Genomic DNA, 26,731 nt, shown 5'->3' with positions numbered 1-26,731 from the left:
GGCCTTTTCGGCCGTAATAGGGTCTCGGCATGCTTGATGCCCTGACGGTCGCGACCGCTGTCGCCGCGCTCGCGCTCGCCGCCTGGTGCGGCTTCGCCGCCTACCGCGACCAGCCGACCAAGGACTGGCACTTCATCGGCATGGCGGTGGTGTCGCTGCTCGCCACGGTCCAGCTGATCGTCGGCATCGTGCAGCTGGCGCGCGGCGAGAAGCCCGACCAGGGCACGACGATCTTCGTGGCCTATCTGATCGGCGCGTTCGCGTGCATCCCGGCGGCCGGCTTCATGTCGCTCGCCGAGCGGACCCGCTGGGGTTCGGTGACGGTGGCGGCCGGCGGCATCGTGCTCGCGGTCCTGCAAGTGCGGCTCTACGACATCTGGGGAGGCTGAGGTGTCCGTGACCTCACAGAGCGAGAGCGGCAGCAAGCCGCAGAAGCTGACCAGCGGCCCCGGCACGCTGCTGGTGTGGCTGTACGGCGTGATGGTGGTCGGCGCGGTGTCGCGCTCGGCCGTCCAGATCTCGACGGAGTTCGGCCACGCGCCGCTCGCCTACTCGCTGTCGGCGCTCGCGGGCATCGTGTACGGCTTCATCACGTACTCCCTCGTGCGCGGCGGGGAGAAGGCCCGCAGGGCGGCGCTGGTGTGCTGCGCCGCCGAGCTCGTGGGCGTACTGACCGTGGGGACGTGGACGCTGGCGGACCCGTCGGCGTTCCCGGACGCCACGGTCTGGTCGGACTACGGCATGGGCTATCTGTTCATTCCGGTGCTGCTCCCGGTGACTGCCATGTTCTGGCTCAACAAGGCGCGCAGGGCTGCCGGGTAGGGCTTGCCGGCAGCCTCCGGAGACTGCGGGATCCTAGGAGACGAAGGCGCCCGCTTCCGCGTCCTTGGCGAGCGTCACCACGGTGAGCCGCTCGTCGACGCGCTTCGTGGACACGGCCGCATAGCCGTGCTTCCGGTAGAGACGCAGGTTGTGCTCGCTGCGGTGGCCGGTGAACAGCTGGAAGCGCTTGGCGGTACCGTCCGCGCCGAGCTTCGCCTCGACGGCGTCGAGCAGACGCCCGCCCAGGCCGTGGCGCTGCATGCGCGGGTGTACGACGAGCTTTCCTATCCGGGCCGTGCCGTCCGCGTCCATGGCGCCCCGCACCGCGGCCACGACTTCCTCCCCGAGCCGGGCCACCAGGACCGTACCGCCGGCGAGTTCGGCCCTGACCGAGTCGAGCGGTTCCGTCAGCGGTTCGATGGAGTAGTCGCCGTAGAGCTCGGCCTCGCTCTGGTAGCACAGGTACTGAAGTTTGAGGATCTTCTCGGCGTCCTGCTCGGTCGCCGCAGAGATGATCACGCTCATGCCCATGTGTGCATGCCTCCCGCTCACCTGCTCCGCCGGTTGTCTATCGCTCCTTTCCCCAGGGTTCAGGAGCCGCAACCTCCGCTGCCAGCATTCTGCGCAGGCATCCCAGACATCTGGAACGTTCCGGACCGAGGCTGCCCTGTGAGATACCCAACTCCCCCGCGATCTCGCGGTAGGTGAGGTCCTGCGGCGACAGGAAGGCGGCCACGACGCGGGGGCAGCGCCCGGGCAGTCGGCGCACGGCGGCGCGCAGCGCGCGGTGGCGGTCGCCGGCCAGCGCCCGCGGTTCCGGGCCGTGTTCGACGTCGGCGGCCGGCTCGGTGACGTACGGGATCTCCCGCAGCGCGGCCCGGCGGGTGCGGCGGGCCTCGGATCTGACGGCGGCGGTGAGCCAGGCGGCGGGGTCCGCGGGCGGGCCGCCGGCGTCGATGCGCTCCAGCAGGCGCAGCCAGACGGCCTGTTCGAGGTCGCCGGGTTCGCCCGCGCCGGCGTGGGCCTCCGCCGAGACCTCGGCGGCGATGAGCGGGCGCAGGGTGTCGATGACCAGGTCGGACGTCATGCCGGGCGGGACGCGGCCGCCCGGGCCTGTGGTTGCCGGGGCGGCCGCGCGTCACCCCAACCGGGACCGGGGTGTGCGGTGTTGACGGAGGTCAGGCCTTCAGGAAGTCCTCGCGGGCGAGGAGCGCCGTGTCGCAGTTGTCCGAGAAGATGCCGTCGATGCCGGTGGCCAGGTAGGCCTTGAAGGCGCCGAACGCGTCGCCGTAGGCGTTCGGGTCGGTGCCCTTCTTGAAGTCGGCGGGCAGGAAGGTGTTCTCGTTGCGCATCGTGTACGGGTGCAGGATCAGGCCCGCGGCGTGCGCGTCCTTGACGAGCGTGGTGGGCGCGAGGAGCTTGCCGTCCTTGTCCTTGGGGATGACGAGGTCGAGCGTGGGGCCGATGCCCTGGGCGTACGAGGCGATCTCGTCGAGTCCCTTGGGGGTGATGAGGTCGGCGACGGTGCGCGGGTCACCGGCGTCGACGAAGTCCCAGGGGCGGGAGTTCGCGGTCGACAGGAGGACGACGAGCGGGTTGCCGACCAGCTTGTTCAGCCGCTGGATGCTGGTCGGCTCGAAGGACTGCAGGAAGACCGGCGAGTTCTTCTTGTCGACGCCGTACTTGCGCAGGAGCGTGGCGACGCGCTCCTCCAGGCCGAGGCCGAGCTTGCGGAAGTAGGTGGGGTGCTTGGTCTCGACATGGATCCACACCTCCTTGCCCCGCTCGCGGCTCTGCCGCTCCCGCCACTTGAGGACCTCTTCGAATGTGGGGATCTCCCAGCGGCCGTCGTAGAGCGTGTTGCGCTGACGGTTGGCGGGGATGCGCTCCTTGGCGCGCAGGGTCTTCAGCTCGGCGAGCGTGAAGTCCTCGGTGAACCAGCCGGTGGTGGCGACCCCGTCGAGGCTCTTCGTGGTCTTGCGGCCGGCGAACTCGGGGTGCGCGGAGACGTCGGTCGTCCCGCCGATTTCCGGTTCGTGACGGCATACGAGGTGACCGTCCTTGGTGGGCACGAGGTCGCCCGCCTCGATGACGTGCGCGCCCATGTCCAGGGCCAGCTGGTACGAACCGAAGGTGTGCTCCGGCCGGTAGCCGCTCGTGCCCCGGTGGGCGATGACGGTCGGCACGGGCAGGCTCTTGTAGCCACCGCCGCCGTGATGTCCGCCACCGCCGCGCTCGTCGGCGCTCGCCACGCCGGGCGCGCCCAGGACGGCTCCGCCCGCGCCGAGCACCGCCGCACCCAGTACCGAACGGCGGCCGAGCTGCGACCCCCGGGACTCCTGTGACTTCCGCATCCCCATTGAGCACTCCTCCCACATCGCTGCCTTGCACCTGTCAAAGCGCAACCGATCGTAGGTGTGCGGGAGTGGCCAGTGGGAGACCTCGGGCCGAACGGAAGGGTGATGCGGGGTGACTCCTGTGCGCCGGATGACGGCCAACGGAGCGTAAATACGGGTCAACACTGCGTATCGAGTGCGTGAACCCGATGTGCAACGGGCCGGGGGCCGCGAGTATCGTCCTCACCTGCACAGACTTCAGCTCATCCAGCCACGGCTCAGGCCGCCACCCCTTGACCCCGGAGGGCCCGTTGTCCCGTTTCGCCTTCATCAAGGCAGTGCTCTCACCGATCATGCGCCTGATGTTCCGCCCCCGGGTGGAGGGCGCCGAGAACATCCCGGGCACCGGTCCGGTCATTCTCGCGGGCAACCACCTGACCTTCATCGACTCGATCGTGCTGCCGATCGTGTGTGACCGTCAGGTCCTGTTCATCGGCAAGGACGAGTACGTCACCGGCAAGGGCCTCAAGGGCCGCGTCATGGCGTGGTTCTTCACCGGCGTCGGCATGATCCCGGTCGACCGGGACGGCGCGAACGGCGGTGTCGCGGCGCTCATGACGGGCCGTCGCGTCCTGGAGGAGGGCCAGGTCTTCGGCATCTACCCCGAGGGCACCCGCTCCCCCGACGGCCGGCTCTACCGCGGCCGCACCGGCATCGCCCGGCTGACCCTGATGACGGGTGCGCCCGTCGTCCCGTTCGCGATGATCGGCACGGACAAGCTCCAGCCGGGCGGCAGCGGCCTCCCGCGGCCCGGCCGTGTCACGGTCCGCTTCGGCGAGCCGATGGAGTTCTCCCGCTACGACGGCATGGGCCGCGACCGCTACGTGCTGCGCGCCGTGACGGACTCGGTGATGGCGGAGGTCATGCGCCTGTCCGGCCAGGAGTACGTGGACATGTACGCCACCAAGGCGAAGGCCGCCTGAGCGGGTCGCACGCGAACGTGACGAAGGGCCGCACCCGGTGGGTGCGGCCCTTCGTCACGCGTATGGACGCCTGGACGCCCGGTGAAGGCACGTCATCCGTACGGCCGTGTCGTCATCCGTACGGCCGCGCCCGTCACGGGTGTTCGACACCGTCCTCCAGCTTCTGGCCGCGCAGCAGGAACCACGCCGCCACCGCCGTCGCGAGGAGTACCGCGGCGCCGACCCCCGCGGCCGCCCTCAGCCCGTCGACGAAGGCGTCCTGCGCCGCCGAGATCAGTTCGCCCGCGGCGTGCGCGGGCAGCGCCGAGACGGACTCGACCGCGCCGCCCAGGGATTCGTGGGCGGCCGACGCCACCTCGGACGGCGTGCCGGCCGGGGCCGTGAAGTTCCGGTAGACGCCCGTGACGACGGAGCCGAGCAGGGCGATACCGAGGGCCGCGCCCAGTTCGTACGCCGTCTCGGAGACCGCCGAGGCCGCGCCCGCCTGCTCCTTCGGCACGTTGGAGAGGATCACGTCGGCCGTGACGGTGAACGAGAACCCCGCGCCGACGCCGACGATCAGCAGCACCGACCCGAGCAGCGGATAGCCGGTCGACTGGCTGAGCCCGGTCAGCCCGGCCAGGGCGAGGCCCACCGCGGCGAGGCCGCCCGCGACGACGGAGCGCACCGAGAACCGGCGCGCCACCCTGCCGGCGACCAGTCCGGCCGCCACCGCGCCGATGGCGGCGGGCAGTTCGGCGAGACCGGCCTCGAACGGGCCGCGCCCCTGGACCAGTTGCAGGAACTGGGAGAGGAAGAACACCAGACCCGAAAGGCCGAGGATGGTGAGCAGGTCGGCGAGGACCGCGGCCGAGAATCCGCGGTGGCGGAACAGACGCATGTCGAGGAGCGGCGCGGGCAGCGTGAGCTGGCGTCGGACGAACCACGTCAGAGCGGCAAGGCCGAGCACGCCGGACGCCGGCACCTGCCAGCCGAGGCCGTGCGACGCGGCCTCCTTGACCGCGTAGACGACGCCGATCATGCCGACGAGGGACAGGACGACGCTGATCAGGTCCCACGGGCCGCCGGCCGGGTTCTTCGACTCGGGCAGCAGCTTGATGCCGACGACGACGAGGACCGCCATCACGGGCAGGTTGATCAGGAAGACCGAGCCCCACCAGAAGTGTTCGAGCAGGAAACCGCCGACGACGGGGCCCACGGCCGCGCCCGCCGAGGCTGCCGCGCCCCAGATGCCGATGGCGAGGGAACGCTCGCGCGGGTCGATGAAGATGTTGCGGATCAGGGCGAGGGTCGAGGGCATCAGGGTGGCCCCCGCGACGCCGAGCAGGGCCCGCGCCAGGATCATCATCTCGGGGCTCGTCGCGTACGCGTTGAGCACCGAGACGGCACCGAACGCGACCGCGCCGGTGAGCAGCAGCTTCTTACGGCCGATGCGGTCTCCGAGGCTGCCCATGGAGACGAGGAGTCCCGCGATCACGAACGAGTAGACGTCGCCGATCCACAGGAGCTGCGTACCGGTCGGCTCCAGGTCCTCGCTGATGTACGGCGTCGCGAGACCGAGCACGGTCGCGTCGACCGCGACCAGGAGCACCGCGAGCACGAGGACGGAGAGCGCGAGCCATCGTCCTCGTCCGGGCCTCGGCTCCACCTCCGCCGCGAATGTGCGCTGGTGTGTGCTGGTCATGGTTCCACTCTCCGTCTGGCGCCGCCGAGCAGAAGCTCGACGATCATGTGCTGGAAGTCCTTGGCGGCCACACGGCCGTCCTGTACGGCCCAGGCGCCCCCGCCGATCAGGCTGTAGAGCGCCTCCGTGAGCCACGCGGGTGTCAGGTCGATACGGAACTCGCCGCGCTCCTGCCCGCGGGTGAACAGCCCGGCGATCCGGGCGTCGAGCCGGGCCCAGCCCTCGTTCTGCGACTCGCCCTCGAAGAGCTGGTTCTCCGTGACGAGGAAGGCGAGGAGCCCTGCGCACGGCTGGACCTCCGTCACGAGCCGGCGTACGGCGTCGTCGGCGCTGCCCTCGTCGAGCCGGGCGGCGTCGAGGGCCGCCTCGCACTCCTGGATCCCCAGTTCCTCGAGCGCCCTGACGAGTGCGTCCCGGCCCGCGAAGTGCCGGTGCAGCGTGGCGCGGCTGAGACCGGCCGCCCTGGCCACCTCGTCCATGGTGGCCGTGGCCTTGCGGGTGAGCAGGGCGGCTGCGGTGCGCAGCACCTGGTCTCGGTCGACTGACATGAGACGAGGGTAGACCATGTGAGACATGTTTGTCTCATGCAGAGCGCGCACGTCTCATTGCTGGCTGTACATACAGGGGTGAATCGGGTGCGGGTGGGCGCCGCCGATGGAGTACGGGGCGCGGGTCAGGTCCGCCAGGCCTCGCGGCACAGGGCCGTGGACGCCTCGTCGAGGTAACGGGCCGTGGCGAGCCAGGCACGGGCGAAGGCGTCGGTGTCCGCCGCGACCAGGCGGCCGAACCCGTCGCGGCCCCGCTCGGCCGCGGATCCGCGCAGCGCGTCGAGGAGCTCGGCGGCGGTGGACAGGCCGGCGCGGCGCAGGAGCGCGGAGTCGGGTGCCTCGGGGTGCGGTGCCGCGGTGTGCGGTCGGGCGGGTGCCGCGTGCGTCAGGGCTCGGCGGCCCGCGACGACCACCTGTTCCGTGCGGCGGCGCAGGATGTGGAGGGGCGCGGAGGGGGTGGGGCGGACAGGGCTGGGTGCGCGTGCGGGGTCGGGCAGGGGTGATGTGGGGGGCACGTCCTGGCGTTGGAGGCGGTCCAGGCCGAGGTCGTGGCGGCCCGTGGGAAGACGGACGGCGAGGAGGGCGGCCCGGGGATGCGCCGCGGGTACGAGGCGCGCGATCGCACGGAACCTGGTCCCGGGGGCCGTGGCGAGGAGGGCGAGATTCTCGCGGTGGGCCAGTTCGGGGTGGTCGTCGGCGGCGGTCAGCCGCACGGTGAGCCCGGCGCACTCGGCCAGGAGGCAGTCACCGCCCGCCTCACGGGCCACACCGGTGAGCGTGGCGTCGAGGAACAGCAGGTCCGGCCCGGCGGCTCCGGCGGCGAGGACGCGCGCCGCCTGGTCGGCCACGGGGACGGACCACAGGGACGCGAGCGGTTCCTCGGTCCAGTCGGCTCCCGCGGCGGCCGCGGCCCGCACGCTCCGGCCCGCGCCGAGCCGCCCGTCGGGGGAGACGGTCGCCCCGGAGACCACGAGCCCGGCGCGGGCCAGGTCCCGGTGCGTGAGCGCGGTGTCGCCCATCCTGACGGCTCGGTCCCCCGCGTTCCTGGCCCTCACCGGTCCTCCGGGGGCCACGTCGGGGACGGTGTAGAGGCGGCCGGCGGAGTCGACGGTCCAGGTGACCACGCCCGCGTGGCCGGTCGCGGTGAGGACGGGCTCGGCGAACAGTCCGTAGAGCCGCAGCGAGCCGCCCGGCGTATAGGCGCGGCGCGCCGTTCCCCGCAGGGCGGCGTGCGCGTCCGGGGTGCCGGGGCGGCGCAGCCCGTACGCGGTGGCGAGCAACTCCTCGAGGGCGTCGGCCAGTTCCGCTGTCCGGTGGTCGGGCTCGGCGGCGCGGGCCGCGCGCAGGCCGTTCACCGTACGGATCGCGGCGGCCGCCGGGCGGGGCAGGGCCGCGAGACGGGCCGTGTGGGCGGCCCTGAGCAGAGCGGCCTGGAGCACGGCACCCGCACCGTCGACACCGGCGTCGAGGACGGGAACGGCGGCCTGCCACAGGGCTTCGGCGGCGGCCGCTTGGGCCGGGGTGCCGGATGGAGCGGTGGTGGGCGCGGAGGCGCCTTCTTCGGTCGGCCCGGTGAGGGGTGCGGTGGCGTCCGCCTCGTCCGGGGCCGGCAGGGGCGGCTGATCGGGCGCGTCGGAAGGGGCCGGCGTGGAGGTGTCGTCCGCGATCGGTGCGAGGGTCGCCGCCGCGGCCCGGTGGACGCAGGCCGGGGCGAGCAGGCAGCCGCAGCGGATCCCGCCCTCGGCCGCGACCGTGCCGCCGGGAGCGTGCAGTTCGACGAAGGTCTCGTCGTCGACCGCGATACGGCAGATGCCGCCGTCGCACGTCACCGGTCGCGCGGCGAGCTTCTCGACGGCGGCGTCGAGGCGCTTGCGCAGGCGTGGGGACAGCGCGGCCACGACGGCGGCGGTGACCTCGGGCGGCACCGGAGGAAGCTGCGGCGTCGGATGAGACCGCGGCTGAGAGTGCGTCGGCGTCAACGGATCTTCTCCCCTACCCAGCGGGCGAGTTCGAGCGGGCTGAGTGCGGCGACCGGCATGCCCGCGGCGACGAGCTGTCCCGCGATGCCGGTGGAGTAGCGGGGGCGCCCGGCGTCGTCGAGGCTCGCGCAGCCCAGTACCTGGCAGCCCGCGCCGACGAGTTCGCGTACCTCGGCGAGCATTCCGCCGACGGGATACCCCTCCTCGAAGTCACTGACCACGACGACGAGGGTGCGCGAGGGCGCCGTCACGAGCGTGCGCGCGTGGCGCAGTCCGGCGGCGATGTGGGTACCGCCGCCGACACGGGCCTCCAGGAGGAGGGCCAGCGGGTCGTGGACGTGTTCGGTCAGGTCGAGGACCGTCGTCGAGAACGCCAGGAAGTGCGTGGACAGCGCGGGCACCCCGGCCAGGACCGACGCGGTGAGCGCCGACCAGATGGTGGAGGCCTCCATCGAGCCGGACACGTCCGTGAGGATGATCAGCCGCCAGTCCGCCGCCCGCCGGGCCCTGCCGTGGAACACGGGGCGCTCGGGGATGACGTGGATACGTCCGTCGTCGGTGCGCCGGGCCGTGGCGAGGTTGGCGCGCAGCGTGCGGGCGAGATCGAGCCCGCCGCCGGGACGCCGGGTCGGGCGGGCGGTCGCGGCGCCGGTGAGCGCGGGGCGCAGGCGGGTGGCGAGGGTGCGGGTGAGCTCGTCGACGAGACGCCGTACGAGGGGGCGCAGGGCGGCGAGCCTGGCCTCGGGCAGGCCGCCCGCGTGCTGGAGGACGGTGCGCAGCAGTTCCACGGAGGGGCGTACGGCTTCGGGGTCGAGCGCGGACACGACGTCCGTGCGGCCGCGGGTGGCCGCGGCGGCGAGGACCTCCTCGCGGATGCCGGGGCCGAAGAGCGCCGTGAGTTCCTCGGCCCATTCGCGTACGCCGGGATAGGGCGCCTCTCGCCCACCCCGGCCGCCCGCGCCACCGGGCAGATCGCCGCGCGCGCCTTCACCGCGGCCCTTCCCGTACAGCTCGTCCAATGCCGTCGCCAACGGGGCGATGCCCTGCGGGAGTTGATCCCCTCGTCGGCCGAGCACGAGGCGCCACCGCTCGGCGGGGGCTATGCGGACGTCGCCCGACGGTGGGACGGGAACAGGGGTTGTCCGTGCGTCGCCGGCCGGTGGGACGGGAACAGGTGACGTCCGTGCGTCGCCGGCCGATGGGACGGGAACAGGTGATGTCCGTGCGTCGCCGGCCGATGGGACGGCAGCGGGGGCGGCAGTGGACGGGGATGTGGGGTGAGGCCGGTCGGACGTGTCCGGCGCGGCGGGCAGGAGGCCGAGCGCGGCCAGGGCCTCGCGGGCGGCGAGGTCCGCGGTGGTCCACGCCGCCAGTGTCCGCGCGTCCGTGTCCGGGGGGAGGTCGGCATCGAGGGTGCCGTCGATGCGTTCCTCGATGACGGTGAGCAACCGGTCGCGGGCGGCCGGGCTGAGCGTGTCGAAGCCGCCGCGCAGGGCGGGGAGCCGTGCGAGGAAGGGGCTGTCCGGCAGTTCGCCGACGCGGTCGAGCAGCGGGGCGAGTGCCTCCGGAGCCGTCTCCAGGAGGGATCCGGCGGCGGTGAGCAGGCCGGTCAGCCGGGCGGTGAGTTCCGCACGGGTGCCGGGGTCGGTGGCCGTGTCGACCCAGGACGCCGCGCGTGCGCCGAGGGCGGTGGCGGGGGTGTGCCCGAGCAGAACGCGCACCGCCGCCGCGGCGCCGCGCATCAGCGGCGTTCCGCCGTCGGCCAGCCGTGCCAGCGAGTCGGCGAGCCGCATACCCCCGAACACGTCGGCGCGCCGGGCGAGTTCGACCAGCGCGCGGGCGTCGTCCGGGTCCTCGGAGCCGGCAAGCCCGTCGAGACTACGGACGGCGGCGACGGTGAGGAGGTCGGCGCAATCGGCGAGCGCGCGAAGCCAGGGGGTGGGGGCGGCGGCAGCAGGTGCGGTGGCGGAATCCGTCGTGGTCAGGCCCGCGATGTGGCCCGAGGTGAGGCGATCGGTGAGGTCGAGGCCCGTGAGGAGTTCCGGGAGGGTGCCGATGGCGGGCACCACCGTCGTGACCTCTGCCAGGGCTTCGGCCGCGAACGCGGGCAGTGCGCATGCGGCCGCCTCGCCGAGCGTGGCCAGAGCCTGCGCCGCCGTCGGGCCGCCCTCCGCGTGGGCCGCACGGACGCGTGCGCGGAGCACGCCCTCCGCCACCTGCGCCGGGGTGACGCCCCGGGTGGTCGCCGTGGTGAGGACCGCCGCCGTGGCGGGTGTCCAGCGCACGGTCCAGCGCGTGGTGAGCGCGTCGGCCCCGCCCGCCCCGCCGACGGACGTCTCCTGCGCGTACGGGATGCCGCACAGGGTGAGGCGGCGCAGCAGCACCTCACGCCTGCGGTCCGGGTCGGAACGCAGGGGGTCGAGCCGAAGCTCCTTCTCCTGTACGCCACTTGCCGGGCCCGGCAGTCCGAGCGCGGCCAGCTCCGCCTCGACGGCCGGCGCGAGTCCGCCACGGGGTGCGCCGGGGGCGGCGCGGCCCGTGCGCTCGCCGACGAGGACCCGCTCCAGCGCGCGGGCGACGGCGCGTCCGCGGCCCAGCGGTTCGCCCTGGGCCAGCACGGTCTGCACGGCCTCGACGAACTCGCTCCGGCCCGGGGCGGGCAGCCCGCGCAGGCCGGCGAGATCGCCCGCCACGCGGCGGATCTCGCGGGCGTCCGCCGGGCCCGACGGGTGGCCCTCGGCGCGCAGTTCGCCGGTGACGCGGACGGCGCAGCGCAGGGCCGTCTCGCCGACCGCGGCCGGCTCGCCCGCCGACTCCAGGATCTGGTGCTGCCACTCGGGATCACGGATCCCGGCCGGGTATCCGGAACGGGCGTCCAACAACGCGTACGTGTACGGGATCAGGGAGACGGCACACGTGGGCGCCGAGGCCGCCCCCGCCGGGACGTCCGTGTGCGGCTCGGCGGGCACCGGGGCCTGCGACCGGGCCGACGGTCCGGCGGCTGCCGGCCGTTCGGCGACGGGCCCGGCCGCCGGTGACTCTGCGGGCGTCCGGGCCGACACCCCCGCGACCGGTTCCTGCGGCTCCTCGTCCCGCAGCGCCCCCGCGCTCAAGGCGGGCGCGTGGAACGCTCCGATCACCGCGGCCACCCTGCGTCCGCCGCTCGCCGCCTCGCGCACGCGGGCGCGCATCCACCGTTCCCTGGTGAGGTCGAGCGGGTCGACTCCCGGGCCGTCCTGTGCGTCGCGGCGCAGGGCCCAGCCGGTGAGGAGCGCCGCGCGGCGCAGGGCCTGTGGGGTGGCGCCCGGGGCGGGTGCCTCCACGAGGCGGTCCCAGAGGTCGTCGCCGTCACGGCCGGTCAGCCGTCCACGCACCGCGTCGTGCAGGCTCAGCCCGCGTCCGGCGGGAGCGGATCCCCCTTCCGCGGGGTGAGGGACGCGCGGCTCCCGCCAGGCCCGTTCCGCCAGTGGCAGATCACAGGCCACGACCGGGACGCCGTTCCGTGCGGCCCAGCGCAGCGCCGCCAGCTCCGGTGAGAAGTCCGCGAACGGGTAGAACGCCGGGCCCGACTCCGCCTCCCCGCCGAGCACCGCCGCGAGCGCGACCGGCGCCACCGTCTCCTCGTGCGCCAGCCAGGGCAGCAACTCCTGCGTTTCGGCCGGGAGTTCGACCAGCAGGACGTCCGGGGCCGCCTCGTCGAGGAGTCGGGGGACGACGGCGGCCAGCGATGGCGCGTGGTGGCGTACGCCGATGAGGTAGGGCCCGCCGGGATCGGTGAGCGCGTCGATGGCCATGCCCGCGTCGGTGGTCATGGCGGGTCAGCCCTCCAGGACGGAGCGCAGGTCCCACAGCGTCCGCCAGGTCGCGGAGCCCTCCTCGGCGCGGCGCCGCACCGCGCCGTCCCAGTAGCCGAGCAGCCGCGCCGCGTCCGCCGGGTCGTCCTTGCGGACCACGCCGGTGAGGTGGCCCGGCACAAGGGCGAGGGCGTCGCGGTCGCCGGGGAAGTAGGCGGCGGCGACGCCGAGCGCCGTCGCGACGGAGACGGCCTCGGCCGTACTCATGACGGTGGACGGCCGCTCCACCTCCCAGCCCTCGGCCGAACGGCCCGAGCGCAGCTCGCGGAAAGCGGTGACCAGGACGTCGAGGACCATGTCGTCGAGCTGGTACGCGGCGCCCGCCCGTTCGACGGCGGCCTTCGACTGGCGGCGTACGAGGTCGAGTTCGGCGTCGAAGTCGCCGATGGGGCCGACCGTCTCGAAGTTGAAGCGGCGCTTGAGCGCGGCGGACATCTCGGAGACGCCCTTGTCGCGGAGGTTGGCGGTGGCGATGACGTTGAACCCGGAGGCCGCGTGGACCTGGGCCGCGTCCGTGCCGGCCAGCTCCGGGACGGCGATGCGCCGTTCGGAGAGGAGGGAGATCAGGGCGTCCTGCACCTCGGGGAGGCAGCGGGTGACCTCCTCCACCCGCGCGACGGCGCCGCGGGTCATGGCGGCGAGCACGGGTGAGGGTACGAGTGCCTTCGGGCTCGGGCCCTGGGCGAGCAGCAGGGCGTAGTTCCAGCCGTACTTGAGCTGGTCCTCGGTGGTGCCCGCGGTGCCCTGGACGGTGAGCGCGCTGGTGCCGCTGACGGCGGCGGCGAGCAGTTCCGACAGCATCGACTTGGCGGTGCCGGGCTCGCCGACCAGGAGCAGTCCGCGCTCGCCGGCGAGCGTGACGACGCAGCGCTCCACGAGGGCGCGCTCGCCGACGAACTTCCGCCGGACGGCGAGCCGGCGCGGCACGCCCTCGCCTGCGTCGGCGCCTTCGGGCAGGCGCAGCGGTTCGTCGGCGCCCCTCACGAACGTGACGACGGCGCGCGGGGTGAGCCGCCAGCCGGGAGGGCGTGGGCCCGAGTCGTACGCGGCGAGGAACGCGAGCTCGTCGGCGTACAGCTCCTCGGGCGGCACGATCTGCCGCGGAGCGGAGGGCGTCGTGCCCCGGACGGTGTCGGTCGTGGTACTCATCGGCGTCGCTCCCGCGGCTGCGCGGCCCCGCATGGCGCGGCCGGGACGGATGTGGTGGTGGTCGTGCTCATCGGGCCGCACCCCGCCACCGCACGCTCGGCGCGGTCGAGGCGAGTTCGGTCGCAGTCGTCATCGTCGAGACACCTGCGGCGGTACGGTCCTCCACCGCTCGGCCGGAACCGATGCGGTGGTGGTCGTGCTCGTCGGACGGCACCCCCCGCCACCACGTACCCCGGCACCGCACGCTCGGCGCGGTCGGGACGGGTTCGGTCGCAGTCGTCACGCCCGGGACGCTGGGCGCGGTCGGGACCGGGTCTGTGGTGGTGGTCATCGACGGTCGCCCGACCGGACGGCGCACGTCAGGGACCGCCGGGGCGACGCGGGCCCTGGTTGTCATCGGCCGCCGCGCGACCCGACGGCGCAGGCCGCGCAGCGCCGGGGTGACGCGGCGCGCTCTCCTCGTCATCGGCGCCGCCCCTTCCGGGTCGCGCGGGTCGTGAGTTCCTCGAAGGCCGGGATGTCGCCTGCGCGCACTCGGTCCCACGCGCGGGTGAACAGCTCCGGGACGGGCAGCAGCGGAACCGTCGCGGTGTGGCCGGGGATGGCGTACAGGTCGCGCTTCCAGGGCTCGACGGGCAGCGCGGGCGCCTTGAGCGCCAGCCAGGCGCCGGGCAGGAACAGGCCGCGTCCCGCGCGGGCGCGCTTCGCCTGCACCACCAGTGCGGTCGCGGCGAGTTCGGCGCGGGCCTTCTTCATACGGGCGGGCTTCCAGCCGGTCCAGCGCGTGCTGTTGCGGTCGGTCGGGTCGGGCAGCGCGAGCAGTTGCAGATAGAGGGCGGCGGCGTCCTCGCCGATGCCGTGCGCTTCGGCGACCTCGGTGACCAGGCCGGGGACACTGCGCGTGGGGTCCTGCGCGTAGCCCTCCGGTCGTGCCTCCTGTCCTGCCTCTGTTCCCACCGCACCTGTTCCACCCGCACCTGTTCCACCCGCACCCGGCCCGTCCACACCCGGCAGGCCCGCCGACACCGCGCGGCCGAGCCCCTCCCCCAGTACCGCTCTGATCGCCCGCAGCGGGGCGTCCGCACGGTGTCCGGTGAGTCCCTCGATCAGGCCGAGCGCCGGGTCGTCGGGGCCGGTGAGGCCTGCCGGGCGCAGGAGGACGGCCTCCTGCTGATGCCAGGGGTGGAGCACGAACGCCTCGCCCACGCGCGTCAGCCCGTCCGCTCCGGCGCCGCCCGCCTCGGGCATCCCGTGCGCCTTGCGCAGTTCGGGCGCGGTGGCGCCGCCCTTCTCGGTCCAGGCGATGCCGAGCTGGAGCAGCAGCTGTGGGTCGGCGAGCCGGGTGCGCAGGGCATCGAGGGCGGCGGGCAGGGCGGCGCGCAGCGGATGCCCGTAGGGCAGGCCGTACGCGAGCGCGCCCAGCGCCGACACGGCGGGCACCAGGTCCCTGACATGCGGCACCGCGGTGGCGTCATCGCCCGTCAACCGGCCGTCCGTGTCGAGTCGTTGGACGGTGGTGCGGCTGAGCCACGGGGTGTGCCGGGGGTTGAGCACGGCCTCGGCGCCAGTGATGGTGGAGACCCCGTTCAGCGAGATCTCCAGGTCCTCGGGGAGGCGTACGAGGTCGCCGAACCGGGCCGTCCAGACCAGCCGGGCGGCCTCGACGGCCGGCCCGGTCTCCCAGAGGTCGGCAGCGGTCTCGGGGAGGAGCGCGGTGACGACATCGACACGGCCCTGCCACGTGAGCGCGGTCAGGCGGTCGTGGCCCGCCTCCACCTGCGTGCGGGTGAGTCCGGAGCGGGCCTGGCACTCGGCGGACGCGACGTCGTCGGCGAGGACGCCGGAGGGGCGTCCCGCGAGGAGCAGCGCCGCCTGGACCGGGCCGCAGCCGGGCGCGGTCGCCAGCGCGGTCGCGCTCTCCGCGTGCCAGGGCGTGGCGCCGCGCTCACGCACGAGGGCGGCGAGCGAGGCGATCCGGTCGCCGGTGAGTGTGCCCGGGATCCGCTGCGCCTCACGGGTGATGAAGTGGGCGACCGGCCCGAACGCCCCGGAAGGATCGTGGTCCAGAGCCAGCCAGTCCACCCCGTCGTGGCTGCGCGTGCGTACCGCCGCGAGGATCGCGACGGTACGGTCGCCCAGGCGGAGGACCTGGCCGGGGCGCGGCCGGTAGGCGCCCTTCTCGCAGAGTTCGACGCTGCGCAGCTGACGGTCCGGGTCCGCGAGGGCGCCCTCGGCGACGGCGTCCAGGAGGTGCAGGAGCGCGGCCCTGTCGGTCTCGTCCATGCCGGGGACGGTGGCGCGGTACGCCAGCGCGGGCAGGTGGCGCAGGACGCTCAGCCAGGTGGACGTGCAGCTCGGGATGGTGAGTTCGTCCGTGGTCCAGCCGCCGGTGAGCTTCGCGAGGCCGTGTCCGCCGGGCAGCGGGGTGCCTTCGGCCGCCTTGCCCGCGATGACGTGGCCGACGGACCTGATCTGCCGCAGTGTGCTCCAGGTGTCGGGGCTCCAGTAGCCGTGAACGGTGTGGCCGAGGACGCCTCGGATCGCGCTGAGCAGGGTCCGGTCGTCGCCGTCGTGGGGCGAGAAGTCGTGGAACATCTCCTGCCTGCGAGCCGCGACGGGCCGTGCTGCCACCGTCTGAGGATCGGTGAACTCGGCCACAGATTCGCGGAGTTGGACCATGGCGAGCGTGATGACGCCGACGCCCACGTGCAGCGCGGGGTGCCCGATCGCGGGCAGGGCACGCTCGGTCGCGGCGAGCAGGTCGCGGTCGAACTGGTCGGACGCGGCCTTCTTCTGCTCGTCCGTCAGGGTGGTCCTGGCCTCGCCCGTGGTCTTCCTCCGATGCCGCGCCAGCGCTGCCGCGGCCTCGTCCGCCAGTGCGGCGGCCTGCTCGTCGGCGAACGCGCGCAGCGCCTTGGAACCGTCCTCGTCGCGGGCCCGCATGGCGTGCCAGAACGATGCCGGCGGGACGAGCGGCGTGCCGGCCGCGTACTGCGCGCCCGCCCGGGACGTCGCGGTGTCGCCGAAGGATCCGTCGGCGGGCCCGGCGCCGTCCGCGTAGAGGCCCAACTGATGTCCGTCGAGGGCGAGTACGGGCTCCGCTCCGCCGGGCAGGCGCAGCGCGCCGAGCGGTACGGGGCTGCCGCCGCCGGCGAAGCGGGCGGAAAGCGCGACCTCGCGGCCGTCGGGCGTACCCGCGGTCAGCCGCTCCTGCGCGCCGTCTGCGGGGCCGTCGCTGCGGACCCATCGGCCGAGGACCGTGCCGTCGGTGCCCAGGGGGCTGTTCTCCAGGCCCGCCTGGAGGGGCAGTACCTGGCAGTCGGCATGCCGCAGCCGTCCTTCGTCGCGCACGGCGCCCGCGAGGAGCGGCGGCAGGGAGGCGCGGCCGGTGGCGCCGGTGGCGGGGTCGTACTCGATCCAGGTGCTGGCCGTGCTCGTGGTGCGCAGCCGCCAGTGGTTCACGCCGTCGCCGCTGACCCGGTGTTCCTTGGGAAGAGCGGTGTCGCCCGCGTGCAAGGGGCGGGCGCCGGTGCTGCGGCCGCCGTCGGGCAGGGGCAGCGAGGCGTCCAGGGCGTGTGCGCGCCACTGGGTGGCTGACTCGCCGCCCAGGTGGAAGACGTCGGCGGGGCGAGAGGACCAGTAGGCGCGCTGTTTGCCCTCGTGCCACCAGGTGACGAGAAGTTCACCGCCGACGAAGCGGAAGGCGGGCTGCCGCCAGTGGTCGGGCTTGCCGGGGATGCGCAGGTCGTGTTCGAGGAGGATGCCGTCGGGTCCCGCGACGACGGCCTTGTCCCGGTGGGCGACGATCAGCGCGGGCCAGGCCTCCTGGACGGTGAGCCCGTCGCCGTGGCGCTGCTCGGGTACGGGCCCGAGCAGTTGCATGGCCTCTTCGAGCGCGGGCCAGCCCAGCTCGTCGACGATGCCCGCGCGCAGGGTGCGGCCGAGGTTGCCGCTGAGGTCGTGGGCGCGGACGCGGGCGACGGCGTCGGGCGCGACGTCCGCCGCGACCGACCGGAAGCGCCTGAGGCGCTGGAGCGCCGAGCGGGCGCCGGGCAGGCCCGCCGCCGCGGTGAACGCCTCGGCCTGTTCGGCGAGCCACTCGGCCAGGAGCGGGCGGAGCACCGGGTGTTCCGCGACGGCGAGGGTCTTGCGGCTGCCCACGCTGCGGTGGGAGTTGCCGCCGATCGCTTCCTTGAGCAGCGGCCTGAACCGCGCGTCGGCGGCCACCGCCGCGAGGTCGCTGCGGCCGCTGTCGGGTCCGCCGAACCAGTCGTCGAGGCCGATCCCGTGGCCGTCCGTGCGGGGCGCGGGGTCCGCCACGGCGACGCCCGACGCGAGGCACACCTCGATGAGGTCCAGGTCGGCCCAACTGCGCCAGCCGCGCCCGCGGAACAGGTCGACCGGCCGCCCCTCTGCGCGCAGGCGGGCCGCCATGCGCTCCACGAGGCCGTACGTCATCGGGGAGCGGCGCACCCCGCGCCAGCCGCCCTTCAGATGGGTGGACCAGCGGGACAGCCAGTCCCCCGCGTCGACGGCCGCGTCCGGGGCCGGGTCGGTGAGGAGCTGCTCGGCGCCGGTCTCGGTGAGCAGCTCCAGCCAGTCGCCCTCGGAGCCGTTGTCGTGTCCGAACCCCGTCGGCATGATCTCCAGCAGCCGCTCGCGGACGGCGGGTTCCTGCGCCGCGAGGACCAGGAGGGTGGGCCGGTACGCCGTCCAGAACGTGCCGGGTGCGCGTACCACCGCCGGGGAGGCCAGGAGGTCCGCGAGCAGCCGGCACTCCTCCTCGACCCGGTCCAGGCCCGCCGCCTTGATGAGCTTGCGGGCATCCTGCGGCAGCGCGGCGTACGGCGGCATCCCGGCGCCGCAGCGCTCGACGACGAGCCTGCGGTACTGCTCCCAGGCCGCCTGCGGCGCGAGACGCTGCGTCAGGTCCCGCACATGGTCCTTGAGCGCCTTGACGGTGAGCGCCCCGGCGAAGGCGAACTCGAGGAACACGGCGCGCTGTCGCTGCTCGTCCACGACGAGGCTGTGGACGCGCTCGGCCTCGCGCGCCTTGCCGAAGAGGGCCGCCGCGTAGGTGGTGTTTTCGTGCCGGAGGAAGGCGCGGCCCGCCTCCTCGTAGTACGTGGGCAGGAAGTGCGGGACGGAGCGCCCCAGGCGCTCGCCGAGCTCCTCGAATCCCTCCTTGGCGGCGCCCGCACGGGCCTTGGCCATGCGGGCGAGGCGCTCGACGTCCTTGACGAGGGCGAGGGCGTGGTGCCCGTTCTCCGGGTCGTTGACCAGGGCCCAGGCGGGGAAGCCGAGGGTTTCGCGGCGCACCTGGCCGAGCCCGTCACGGACGCTCTCGCGCCGCAGCCCGAGGAAGTCGAGGGCGAGGTCCTCCGCGTCGCCGAGCGTGCCCGGCACGAGGCGCACCACGGTGCGCCCTTCGAGGACGGGATGGGTGTACGCGCGGGCCGTGAGGTCGTCGGCGTCCTCGCCCCTGTGCGAGCCCGGGAGCAGGACGGCGCCCGCCTCCAGGAGCGCTCCCGTGTCCGCCGTGCCGTCGCCCGTACGCATCGCGCCCCGCTCCCCCGCCGCCTCGCCCGCCGTACCCGATGTGCTGGTCGTGTCTGCCGCGCCCGGACCCGCGCCCGCGCCGCTCACCGCCGTGCTCACGCCGCCCGCTCCCCGTCCTCGAGCTCGCGGCCCGCGTGGAGGGCGGCGGCCATGCGCATGCCCTCCGACCAGGCCACCGGCCCGACTTCGGCGAGGGCCAGGGCCTGTCCGCCCTCGCCGGTCCAGGTGAGCGGTCCGGTCTCGGTCTCGGCGTAGCCCTCGTCATCGCCGATCCAGACGCGGGCCTCGACGGTGCGTCCGGCTTCGAGCACGGGCTGGACGGCGTGGCCGCCGCGCACCCGATAGCCGAGGGACGTGGCGCGGCCGGCGAGGAAGCGGAGTTCCTTGAAGGCGCCGCCCTCGTAGTCGTCGACCGCCTGGGCTGCCGGGTCGCGGTCGGCGCCACGGGTCCAGATCTCGCGGAACAGCTGCTGAACGCCCTGGTCGACCCCCAACTCGACGGCGAATTCGCGCAGTTCACCGAGGTCGTCCAGGAGGACCGGGTGGGGAATGCTGATCTGTCGCGGGCGGATGCGCACGGTGTCCCCGTCGAGGTCGACGAGGCCGATGCCGCGCTCGGGGTCGGCGTCGCGCAGGAACCCGGCGACCGTCCCGTCGTCGCCGGTGACGACCAGGTCCTTCAGGGCGGCGCGCCAGGCCGGGTCGGGCCAGACCTCGGCGAGCACCGCGGCCGGTACGGGAAGTGAGCGGGTCATCCAGCGCTCGGCGCGCTCCCGGCAGTCGCGCTCGTGCCGCTCCAGCCACTCGGTGAGCTGCCGGAGCCCGATGACGGCCTGCTCGTCGGCGATCTTCGGCGGCACCGACTTCAGGAGCCGTCCCTTGCTGTTGCGGCAGACGACCTTGCCACCGTCGTCCAGGGCGACTTCATAGTCACCCGCGCGCATCCACCCCACCACTGCCTCCCCGACAGCCGATTCCCGTTCCCCAGATGTCGACCATCGGTCGTGGGCGCGCCGAAGGCACGCGTCACGAGCACCGGTTGTGAGCCGATGTTGATCAACTGCCGGAGACTCTAGAGGCAGCCACTGACAACGCGGTGTGGCCCGGCCCCTGCAGGGGCCGGGCCACACAAAAGGCAGGTCAGGACTTGGCGTCGGCCCACGCGCGCTGCACGGCGAGGTCGTCCTTCACCTCGGCGAGCTGCACCGCGACGGCCGAAGGAGCGGTGCCGCCCCGGCCGCTGCGCGAGGCGAGCGCGCCCGGCACGTCGAGGACGGTGCGCACCTCGGGCGTGAGGTGCTCGGAGATCTTCGCGAACTGCTCGTCCGTGAGCTGGTCGAGCTCGATGCCGTGCTGCTCGCACTCCTTGACGCACTCGCCGGCGACCTCGTGCGCGACGCGGAACGGCACGCCCTGCTTGACGAGCCACTCGGCGATGTCGGTGGCGAGCGAGAAGCCGGCCGGGGCGAGCTCCTCCATCCGCTCCCGGTTGACCGTGAGCGTGGCCATCATGCCGGTGAACGCGGGCAGCAGGACCTCGAGCTGGTCGCAGGAGTCGAAGACCGGCTCCTTGTCCTCCTGGAGGTCGCGGTTGTACGCGAGCGGGAGGGCCTTGAGCGTGGCCATGAGGCCGGTCAGGTTGCCGATGAGGCGGCCGGACTTGCCGCGGGCGAGCTCGGCGATGTCCGGGTTCTTCTTCTGCGGCATGATCGACGAGCCGGTGGAGAAGGCGTCGTGGAGGGTCACGAAGGAGAACTCCTTCGTGTTCCAGATGATGATCTCCTCGGCGATGCGCGAGAGGTTCACGCCGATCATCGCGGTGATGAAGGCGAACTCCGCGACGAAGTCCCGCGACGCGGTGCCGTCGATGGAGTTGCCGGCCGAGCCGCGCTCGAAGCCGAGGTCCTTCGCGACGGCCTCCGGGTCGAGGCCGAGCGACGAACCGGCCAGGGCGCCGGAGCCGTAGGGCGAGACCGCCGTGCGCTCGTCCCACTGCCGCAGCCGCTCGGCGTCCCGGGACAGGGACTGGACGTGCGCGAGGACGTGGTGCGCGAACAGGACCGGCTGGGCGTGCTGGAGGTGCGTACGGCCGGGCATGGCGACGTCGGCGTGCGCCTCGGCGAGGCCGACGAGCGCGCTCTGGAGGTCGGCGACGAGGCCGCCGATGACGCGCGCGTGGTCACGCAGGTACATCCGGAAGAGGGTGGCCACCTGGTCGTTGCGGGACCGGCCCGCGCGCAGCTTGCCGCCGAGGTCGGCACCGAGCCGCTCCAGCAGGCCGCGCTCCAGCGCCGTGTGGACGTCCTCGTCGGCGATCGTCCCGACGAACGAGCCGTCCGCCACGTCCGCTTCGAGCTGGTCGAGGCCGGCGAGCATGCGGGTCAGCTCGTCCTCGGTGAGCAGGCCCGCCTTGTGCAGCACGCGCGCGTGGGCGCGGGAGCCGGCGATGTCGTACGGCGCCAGGCGCCAGTCGAAGTGGACCGAGGCGGAGAGTTTCGCCAGGGCCTCGGCGGGGCCGTCGGCGAACCGGCCGCCCCAGAGGCGGACATCGCCGGTGTTGCTGCTCACGGTTGCTCCTAGATGTGCGGTGACGCGGGGCGGGTTTTCTCTTCCCCGTCCCGCCCCTTCCCGTAACGGGTGTCAGGCGAGGTCGCGCTTCGCCGCGCTGTTCGAGGACGGGGCGAAGACGTCGATGACGTCATGCATGAGTATGCATTCGACTGCATGATTCGTCAATCGCCCCCTCCAGGGTGCGAGACGCGCGAAATCCTTAGACAGGCGAACGATCTCGGCCGATAATCCAGAACCATGGGAAAGACCTACGAACGCATAGACGGCAGGCTCCGCACCTTCATCGAGGAGCAGCCGATGTTCTTCACCGCGACCGCGCCCCTCGCCGAGGACGGCACGGTGAACCTCTCGCCCAAAGGACTGACGGGATCCTTCGCCGTGCTCGACGAGCGGACCGTCGCCTATCTCGACTTCGCCGGCAGCACCGCCGAGACCATCGCGCACCTGCGCGAGAACGGCCGCATCACCCTCATGTGGTGCGCCTTCCAGGGCCCTCCGAACATCGTCCGGGTGCACGGCCACGGAGAACCCGTCTTCCGTGACGACGCACGGTTCAAAGACCTGCTCGAACACTTCCCCGACATCGACCCCAGCCTCCACGGCCTGCGCGCGATCGTCGTCGTGACCGCCCACCTCATCCGCGACAGCTGCGGATACGCGGTGCCCTTCATGTCGTACGACGCGGACCGCGACCTGCACGGAAGGCGGTTCGCGCGCGAGGACGACGCCTCCCTCAGCGAGTACTTCAAGAAGAAGGAACACATCGAGCGCAGCATCGACGGACTTCCCGGGCTGCCGCTCCCGCTGCCCCCGACTACCGTCTGACACATGCGTGCACGATCCGTCACCATCGCGTCCCTGACCGCGGCGATCGCCCTGCTGACCCTGGGCGCGGCACCGCCCGACGGGCCCGCCGCGCCGCTGCCCGCGCGGATGGCCGACACGGGCGGCGGCTCCCAGCTCGTCACCGCGCAGGCCGCCGGCACGGGCTCCACCACCGGCACCGTCACCTGGTGGGACCGGCGCGACGGGCGGTGGGTGGCGGCCGGTTCGGCGGCGGCGCGGTTCGGCGCGAAGGGGCTCGCCGACGGCGGCTCACGCAAGCAGGGCACGTACACCACGCCCACCGGCCTGTACGGCCTGCCCTACGCCTTCGGGATCGAGCCCGCGCCCGCCGGCACGACCACCGCCTACCGGCGCGTGCACCAGGACTCGTGGTGGTGCCAGGACAACGACTCGCGCTCCTACAACCGCTGGACCGAGCCGCGCCCGGCCGACTGCCGCGCCGCCGAGTCCGAGCACCTCGTGTCGTACGCGACCCAATACGCCCACGCCTTCGTCATCGCCTACAACTACGACCGGCCCGTACGTGGGCGCGGGGCGGGGATCTTCCTGCACGTGAACGGGCGCGGGGCGACGGCCGGGTGCGTGTCGGTCCCGGCGGACGCGATGCGGCGCATCCTGCGCTGGGCCGAGCCCGGCCGCCGGCCGCACATCGCGATCGGCACGGCGAGCGGCGCGACCGCGATCACGCGCTACTGAGGCGACGCCTTCGGAAGGCGGACCGTGAACACGGTCTCGCCCGGCTCGCTGCGCAGCGTCGCGGTGCCGCCGTGTGCCTCGGCGACCGCCGTGACGATCGCGAGGCCGAGTCCCGTGCCGCCGCCCGCCCCGGACGGTCTGGGCCGGTCGCCGTGGGTGAAGCGTTCGAAGATCCCGTCGCGGATCTCCTCCGGGACGCCGGGGCCGTCGTCCCGTACCGACAGCGACACCCCGAGCTCGTCGGCCTCGATGCGGGCGGTGACCCGGGTGCCGGGCGGGGTGTGCAGACGGGCGTTGGCCAGGAGGTTGGCGACGGCCTGGTGAAGGCGGTGCGCGTCGCCCGTGACGGTGACCGGGTCCTCCGGGAGCTCCATGGTCCAGCGGTGCCCCGGGCCCGCCGCCCTGGCGTCGGTGACCGCGTCGAGGACGAGGCGCGTGAGGTCGACCGGCTCGCGTTCCAGGGGCCGGCCCGCGTCCAGACGGGCGAGCAGGAGCAGGTCCTCGACCACCTCGCCCATCCGTCCGGACTCCGCGGCGATGCGCTCCAGCGCACGGCGGACTTCGGCGGGTACGGGGCCCCGGTGCAGAAGGGCGAGTTCCGCGTGACCGCGGATGGAGGCGACGGGGGTGCGCAGCTCGTGGCTGGCGTCGGCGGAGAAGCTGCGCAGTCGTTCCTCCGAGGCGTGCCGGCGGGTGAGCGCGTCCTCGACATGGCCGAGCATCCGGTTGAAGGCGGACGCCACCTGACCGACCTCGCTGCGCGGGTCGGACTCGGGGGCGCGCGGCGGCAGGACCACCGCGCCGCTCGCGAGCGACAGTTCGCTGACGCGGGTGGCGGTGGCGGCGACCCGGCTCAGCGGGCGCAGGGACCAGCGCACCCAGAGGGCGCCGGCGACGCCGGTGGCCGCGAGCGCGATCCCGAAGACGCCCGCCGCGACGAGTTCGAGACGGTGCACGGTGGCTTCCAGAGGCTCCAGCGGCAGGCCCGTGACGAGGACGTCGCCGTCCCTCCCCTCGAAGGCCTCGACCCGGTAGCGGTCCAGGGACGACAGCCGCACGGTGTGGCCGCACCCGTCGACGGGCAGGCGGGCGAGGCCCTCTCGGTCCGCGTCGGAGAGGCGCACGCGCAGGTCGGCCGGGTCGGAGCCCGCCCGGACGACGGCGGCGCCGGTGACGGCGCCGCCGACGAGCCGGACGCCGAGGGTGCCGGTGGACTGGCGGCGGGTGTCGGCGTGCTCGTCGCCGTCGTGGTCGTCGCGCGCCCGGCCGCCGTGTTCGATGCTGGCGGGCAGGGCGCTGCCGGCCTCGTGGAGCTGCTGGTCGAGCCGCCCGGTGAGGAAGCCGCGCAGCTCGACGACCGCGGCCACGCCGACGGCCGCGCAGCTGACGGCGAGCAGCAGGACGAGCCCGGTGGTGAGCCGGGCGCGCAGGGTGTGCGGCATGCGCGGGCGCGGCCGGTTCATCGAGCCGCCGGCTTCAGGACGTACCCGGCCCCGCGCACCGTGTGGATCATGGGTTCGCGGCCGGCGTCGATCTTCTTGCGGAGGTACGAGACGTAGAGCTCGACGACATGGGCCTGGCCGCCGAAGTCGTAGGACCAGACGCGGTCGAGGAGCTGGGTCTTGCTCAGGACGCGTCGGGGGTTGCGCATCAGGCAGCGCAGGAGCTCGAACTCGGTCGGCGACAGGTCGATGCCCGTGCCGCCGCGCGTGACCTCGCGGGCGTCCTCGTCCATCACCAGGTCACCGACGGTGAGCTGAGCGCTCTCAGCGAGTTCCCTGGTCATGCCGGCGCGACGCAGCAGGCCACGCAGCCGGGCCACCAGTTCCTCCAGGCTGAACGGCTTGGTCACGTAGTCGTCGCCGCCCGCGGTGATGCCGGTGACCCGGTCCTCGACGGTGTCGCGGGCTGTGAGGAAGAGCACGCAGACGTGCGGCTGCGCGGCGCGCAGTTCGCGCAGGACGGACAGGCCGTCGCGGTCCGGCAGCATGATGTCGAGGACGACGGCGTCGGGCCGGAAGTCGAGTCCCTCGCGCACGGCGTCACGGCCGTTCCCGGCGGTGCGGACGTCCCAGCCCTCGTAGCGCAGGACTCCGGTGACGACCTCGGCGATGTCGGGCTCGTCGTCGACGACGAGGACGCGCACGGGGGTGCCGTCGGGGCGGGTGAGTGCGGGGCGTTCGTTCATGTCGTCCCAAGACTCTCTCGGATTGCTGTGAGTTCGCTCTGAGGTACGCACGGGGCCGCCCGTTCAGAGCCCGCTCAGAGGTTCGGGCCGCAGAGTTGCGTTCTGCCCGGCCCGCCCGACCCCGATCCGACGAGGAGCCGCTCCGGTGACCACCACGCACAGCCCCCCGCCGCTGCGCCACCGCGCCCCGCGCCCGGCGCGCCGCCGCTCCCCCGCGGTGCCGCTCCTGGCCGCCGCCGGTGCGGGCGGGGCCGCGGTGCTCGGCCTGTGGTGGCAGGGTACCGGCATCGTGTCCGGCGCCGACGGCTGGCTGACGGGGGCGGGCCGGATCATGGGCCTGATGTGCGGTTACATGTGCGCGCTCCTCGTCGCCCTGATGGCGCGAGTGCCGCTTCTGGAGAAGCGGCTGGGCAGCGACAGGACGGCACGCTGGCACGCCTCGGCCGGCCGCTGGACGGTCGGTCTGCTCCTGGGCCACATCGTCCTGATCACTCTCGGATACGCGGCGCAGAGCCGTACCGACCCCGTGTCGGAGCTCGGCACGATCGTCCTCGACTACCCCGAGATGCTGAAGGGCACGGCGGGCGCGGCCGTGCTCGCGCTGGTGGGCTTCGTGTCGGCACGGGCGGTGCGCCGCCGGATGCGGTACGAGACCTGGTACTACCTGCACGTCCTGACGTACGCGGCGATCTTCCTCGCGTTCGGGCACCAGCTGGCGCTCGGCGCGGACTTCGCGGGCGGGGCAGCCGCCCGCGCGGCCTGGTACGCCCTCTATCTGGGGGTGGCCGCGCTGGTGCTGTGGTTCCGGGTGCTGGTGCCGGTGCGGCTCAACGTCCGGCACCGGCTGCGCGTCGAGGCCGTCGTGCGGGAGGCGCCGGGGGTGTCGTCGGTGTGGGTGAGCGGCCGACGGCTGGAGGCGCTCGGCGCGGAGCCGGGTCAGTTCTTCCGCTGGCGCTTCCTCGCGCCCGGCATGCGGGGAGCCTCGCACCCGTACTCCTTGTCGGCGGTGCCGCGCGGCGGGTTCCTGCGGATCACGGTGAAGGCGCTGGGCGACCACAGCGCGTCCGTCGCGGGTCTGACGCGGGGCACGCGTGTGTGGGCGGAAGGGCCGTACGGGGCGCTCACGGCGGGGCTGCGGCGCTCGCGGCGGGTGCTGCTGCTCGCGGGCGGCACGGGCATCACGCCCCTGCGCACGCTCTTCGAGACGCTGCCGGCGGCGCCGGGCGACCTGACGCTGCTCTATCGGGCGCGCACCGCCGAGGAGTTGGCGCTGCGCGGTGAACTGGAGTCGATCGCGGCCGGCCGCGGCGCCCGCCTCGTGTACGTCCTCAACGACGCCGACGGCACCCGGACGGACGTCACCGCGGACGGACTGCGCCGGATGCTCCCGGACATCGCGGCCCACGACGTGTACCTGTGCGGGCCGCACGGCCTCGCGCTCGCCTCGTACGACGCCCTGCGCGAGGCCGGTGTGCCCGCTTCCCGTGTCCACTACGAGTCGTTCGAGCTGTGAGCC

General features: G+C 73.8%; 20 protein-coding genes. 6 read left to right on the top strand and 14 right to left on the bottom strand.

Going from position 1 to position 26,731, the window contains the following annotated elements:
* Window positions 1-29 precede the first annotated feature (29 nt).
* Window positions 30-389 (top strand): hypothetical protein, encoded by a 360-nt coding sequence (locus tag ACFC96_RS24210; protein WP_266668480.1) that lies wholly within the window; start codon window positions 30-32, stop codon window positions 387-389.
* A 7-nt stretch (window positions 390-396) separates the two neighbouring features.
* Entirely contained in the window at window positions 397-822 is a 426-nt protein-coding gene (locus ACFC96_RS24205) for a hypothetical protein (protein WP_376614061.1), read from the top strand.
* Between the two features lie 33 nt (window positions 823-855).
* Here the strand turns inward: ACFC96_RS24205 and ACFC96_RS24200 are convergent, their stop codons facing one another.
* The 3 genes from ACFC96_RS24200 to ACFC96_RS24190 form a co-directional block, all read right to left on the bottom strand.
* Window positions 856-1,353 carry a GNAT family N-acetyltransferase gene (locus ACFC96_RS24200; RefSeq protein WP_376257353.1) on the bottom strand — a complete coding sequence of 166 codons (498 nt, stop codon included), beginning with the start codon at window positions 1,351-1,353 and terminating at the stop codon, window positions 856-858.
* Window positions 1,354-1,390: 37 nt separating this feature from the next.
* On the bottom strand, window positions 1,391-1,909 hold the full coding sequence (locus ACFC96_RS24195; RefSeq protein ID WP_376614059.1) for an RNA polymerase sigma factor: 519 nt from the start codon (window positions 1,907-1,909) through the stop codon (window positions 1,391-1,393).
* A 91-nt stretch (window positions 1,910-2,000) separates the two neighbouring features.
* Window positions 2,001-3,182, bottom strand: coding sequence for a glycerophosphodiester phosphodiesterase (locus tag ACFC96_RS24190; RefSeq protein ID WP_376257349.1), 1,182 nt, complete (start codon window positions 3,180-3,182; stop codon window positions 2,001-2,003).
* A 185-nt stretch (window positions 3,183-3,367) separates the two neighbouring features.
* Between ACFC96_RS24190 and ACFC96_RS24185 the strand changes: the two genes are divergently transcribed.
* On the top strand, window positions 3,368-4,141 hold the full coding sequence (locus ACFC96_RS24185; RefSeq protein ID WP_376257609.1) for a lysophospholipid acyltransferase family protein: 774 nt from the start codon (window positions 3,368-3,370) through the stop codon (window positions 4,139-4,141).
* 133 nt (window positions 4,142-4,274) lie between these two features.
* Here the strand turns inward: ACFC96_RS24185 and ACFC96_RS24180 are convergent, their stop codons facing one another.
* The 9 genes from ACFC96_RS24180 to argH all read right to left on the bottom strand — a co-directional run bounded on the left by ACFC96_RS24180 (window position 4,275) and on the right by argH (window position 21,482).
* Window positions 4,275-5,825, bottom strand: coding sequence for an MFS transporter (locus ACFC96_RS24180; RefSeq protein ID WP_376614057.1), 1,551 nt, complete (start codon window positions 5,823-5,825; stop codon window positions 4,275-4,277).
* Complete coding sequence (locus ACFC96_RS24175; protein ID WP_376257345.1) at window positions 5,822-6,373, bottom strand: TetR/AcrR family transcriptional regulator; 552 nt, start codon at window positions 6,371-6,373, stop codon at window positions 5,822-5,824. The genes ACFC96_RS24180 and ACFC96_RS24175 overlap by 4 nt, the downstream gene beginning before the upstream one ends.
* 125 nt (window positions 6,374-6,498) lie before the next feature.
* Window positions 6,499-8,298 (bottom strand): hypothetical protein, encoded by a 1,800-nt coding sequence (locus ACFC96_RS24170; protein WP_376614055.1) that lies wholly within the window; start codon window positions 8,296-8,298, stop codon window positions 6,499-6,501.
* 50 nt (window positions 8,299-8,348) lie between these two features.
* Complete coding sequence (locus ACFC96_RS24165; RefSeq protein ID WP_376614054.1) at window positions 8,349-12,164, bottom strand: DUF5682 family protein; 3,816 nt, start codon at window positions 12,162-12,164, stop codon at window positions 8,349-8,351.
* Between the two features lie 6 nt (window positions 12,165-12,170).
* On the bottom strand, window positions 12,171-13,355 hold the full coding sequence (locus tag ACFC96_RS24160) for an AAA family ATPase (RefSeq protein ID WP_376614052.1): 1,185 nt from the start codon (window positions 13,353-13,355) through the stop codon (window positions 12,171-12,173).
* A gap of 67 nt (window positions 13,356-13,422) precedes the next feature.
* Window positions 13,423-13,686 (bottom strand): hypothetical protein, encoded by a 264-nt coding sequence (locus ACFC96_RS24155; RefSeq protein ID WP_376614050.1) that lies wholly within the window; start codon window positions 13,684-13,686, stop codon window positions 13,423-13,425.
* Between the two features lie 131 nt (window positions 13,687-13,817).
* Complete coding sequence (locus ACFC96_RS24150; protein ID WP_376614048.1) at window positions 13,818-19,013, bottom strand: hypothetical protein; 5,196 nt, start codon at window positions 19,011-19,013, stop codon at window positions 13,818-13,820.
* A complete protein-coding gene (locus tag ACFC96_RS24145; protein WP_376257333.1) occupies window positions 19,010-19,867 on the bottom strand; it encodes a DUF4132 domain-containing protein in 858 nt (285 codons plus the stop codon). Before ACFC96_RS24145 ends, ACFC96_RS24150 begins: the two co-directional genes overlap by 4 nt.
* 187 nt (window positions 19,868-20,054) lie before the next feature.
* Window positions 20,055-21,482 (bottom strand): argininosuccinate lyase, encoded by a 1,428-nt coding sequence (gene argH / locus ACFC96_RS24140; RefSeq protein WP_376257331.1) that lies wholly within the window; start codon window positions 21,480-21,482, stop codon window positions 20,055-20,057.
* A 240-nt stretch (window positions 21,483-21,722) separates the two neighbouring features.
* Between argH and ACFC96_RS24135 the strand changes: the two genes are divergently transcribed.
* Both ACFC96_RS24135 and ACFC96_RS24130 read left to right on the top strand, forming a co-directional pair.
* Window positions 21,723-22,310 carry a pyridoxamine 5'-phosphate oxidase family protein gene (locus ACFC96_RS24135; RefSeq protein ID WP_376257329.1) on the top strand — a complete coding sequence of 196 codons (588 nt, stop codon included), beginning with the start codon at window positions 21,723-21,725 and terminating at the stop codon, window positions 22,308-22,310.
* A gap of 3 nt (window positions 22,311-22,313) precedes the next feature.
* The gene (locus ACFC96_RS24130) at window positions 22,314-23,027 is read left to right on the top strand and encodes a L,D-transpeptidase family protein (protein ID WP_376614046.1); all 714 of its coding nucleotides are present in this window, start codon (window positions 22,314-22,316) and stop codon (window positions 23,025-23,027) included.
* Here the strand turns inward: ACFC96_RS24130 and ACFC96_RS24125 are convergent.
* Together ACFC96_RS24125 and ACFC96_RS24120 are read right to left on the bottom strand one after the other, a co-directional pair.
* Window positions 23,021-24,490: a sensor histidine kinase gene (locus tag ACFC96_RS24125; RefSeq protein ID WP_376614045.1), complete on the bottom strand. Its 1,470-nt coding sequence runs from the start codon at window positions 24,488-24,490 to the stop codon at window positions 23,021-23,023. The genes ACFC96_RS24130 and ACFC96_RS24125 overlap by 7 nt on opposite strands.
* Window positions 24,487-25,215, bottom strand: a complete 729-nt coding sequence (locus ACFC96_RS24120) for a response regulator transcription factor (protein ID WP_376257323.1) — start codon at window positions 25,213-25,215, stop codon at window positions 24,487-24,489. Before ACFC96_RS24120 ends, ACFC96_RS24125 begins: the two co-directional genes overlap by 4 nt.
* A 145-nt stretch (window positions 25,216-25,360) precedes the next feature.
* Between ACFC96_RS24120 and ACFC96_RS24115 the strand changes: the two genes are divergently transcribed.
* Window positions 25,361-26,728, top strand: coding sequence for a ferric reductase-like transmembrane domain-containing protein (locus tag ACFC96_RS24115; protein WP_376614044.1), 1,368 nt, complete (start codon window positions 25,361-25,363; stop codon window positions 26,726-26,728).
* Window positions 26,729-26,731 lie beyond the last annotated feature (3 nt).

The sequence above is a fragment of the Streptomyces sp. NPDC055955 genome (assembly GCF_042270245.1).
Lineage (GTDB): Bacteria > Actinomycetota > Actinomycetes > Streptomycetales > Streptomycetaceae > Streptomyces.
Note: the sequence above shows the minus strand (reverse complement) of the source record. Positions and strands in the feature narration are given on the sequence as shown.

Bases quoted from the DNA above. Each gene is read 5' to 3' on its own strand.
- ACFC96_RS24210 (WP_266668480.1), top strand. From the start codon at position 30: ATGCTTGATGCCCTGACGGTCGCGACCGCTGTCGCCGCGCTCGCGCTC.
- ACFC96_RS24200 (WP_376257353.1), bottom strand. From the start codon at position 1,353: ATGGGCATGAGCGTGATCATCTCTGCGGCGACCGAGCAGGACGCCGAG.
- ACFC96_RS24195 (WP_376614059.1), bottom strand. From the start codon at position 1,909: ATGACGTCCGACCTGGTCATCGACACCCTGCGCCCGCTCATCGCCGCC.
- ACFC96_RS24190 (WP_376257349.1), bottom strand. From the start codon at position 3,182: ATGGGGATGCGGAAGTCACAGGAGTCCCGGGGGTCGCAGCTCGGCCGC.
- ACFC96_RS24185 (WP_376257609.1), top strand. From the start codon at position 3,368: ATGTGCAACGGGCCGGGGGCCGCGAGTATCGTCCTCACCTGCACAGAC.
- ACFC96_RS24180 (WP_376614057.1), bottom strand. From the start codon at position 5,825: ATGACCAGCACACACCAGCGCACATTCGCGGCGGAGGTGGAGCCGAGG.
- ACFC96_RS24175 (WP_376257345.1), bottom strand. From the start codon at position 6,373: ATGTCAGTCGACCGAGACCAGGTGCTGCGCACCGCAGCCGCCCTGCTC.
- ACFC96_RS24165 (WP_376614054.1), bottom strand. From the start codon at position 12,164: ATGACCACCGACGCGGGCATGGCCATCGACGCGCTCACCGATCCCGGC.
- ACFC96_RS24160 (WP_376614052.1), bottom strand. From the start codon at position 13,355: ATGAGTACCACGACCGACACCGTCCGGGGCACGACGCCCTCCGCTCCG.
- ACFC96_RS24155 (WP_376614050.1), bottom strand. From the start codon at position 13,686: ATGACCACCACCACAGACCCGGTCCCGACCGCGCCCAGCGTCCCGGGC.
- ACFC96_RS24135 (WP_376257329.1), top strand. From the start codon at position 21,723: ATGGGAAAGACCTACGAACGCATAGACGGCAGGCTCCGCACCTTCATC.
- ACFC96_RS24130 (WP_376614046.1), top strand. From the start codon at position 22,314: ATGCGTGCACGATCCGTCACCATCGCGTCCCTGACCGCGGCGATCGCC.
- ACFC96_RS24125 (WP_376614045.1), bottom strand. From the start codon at position 24,490: ATGAACCGGCCGCGCCCGCGCATGCCGCACACCCTGCGCGCCCGGCTC.
- ACFC96_RS24120 (WP_376257323.1), bottom strand. From the start codon at position 25,215: ATGAACGAACGCCCCGCACTCACCCGCCCCGACGGCACCCCCGTGCGC.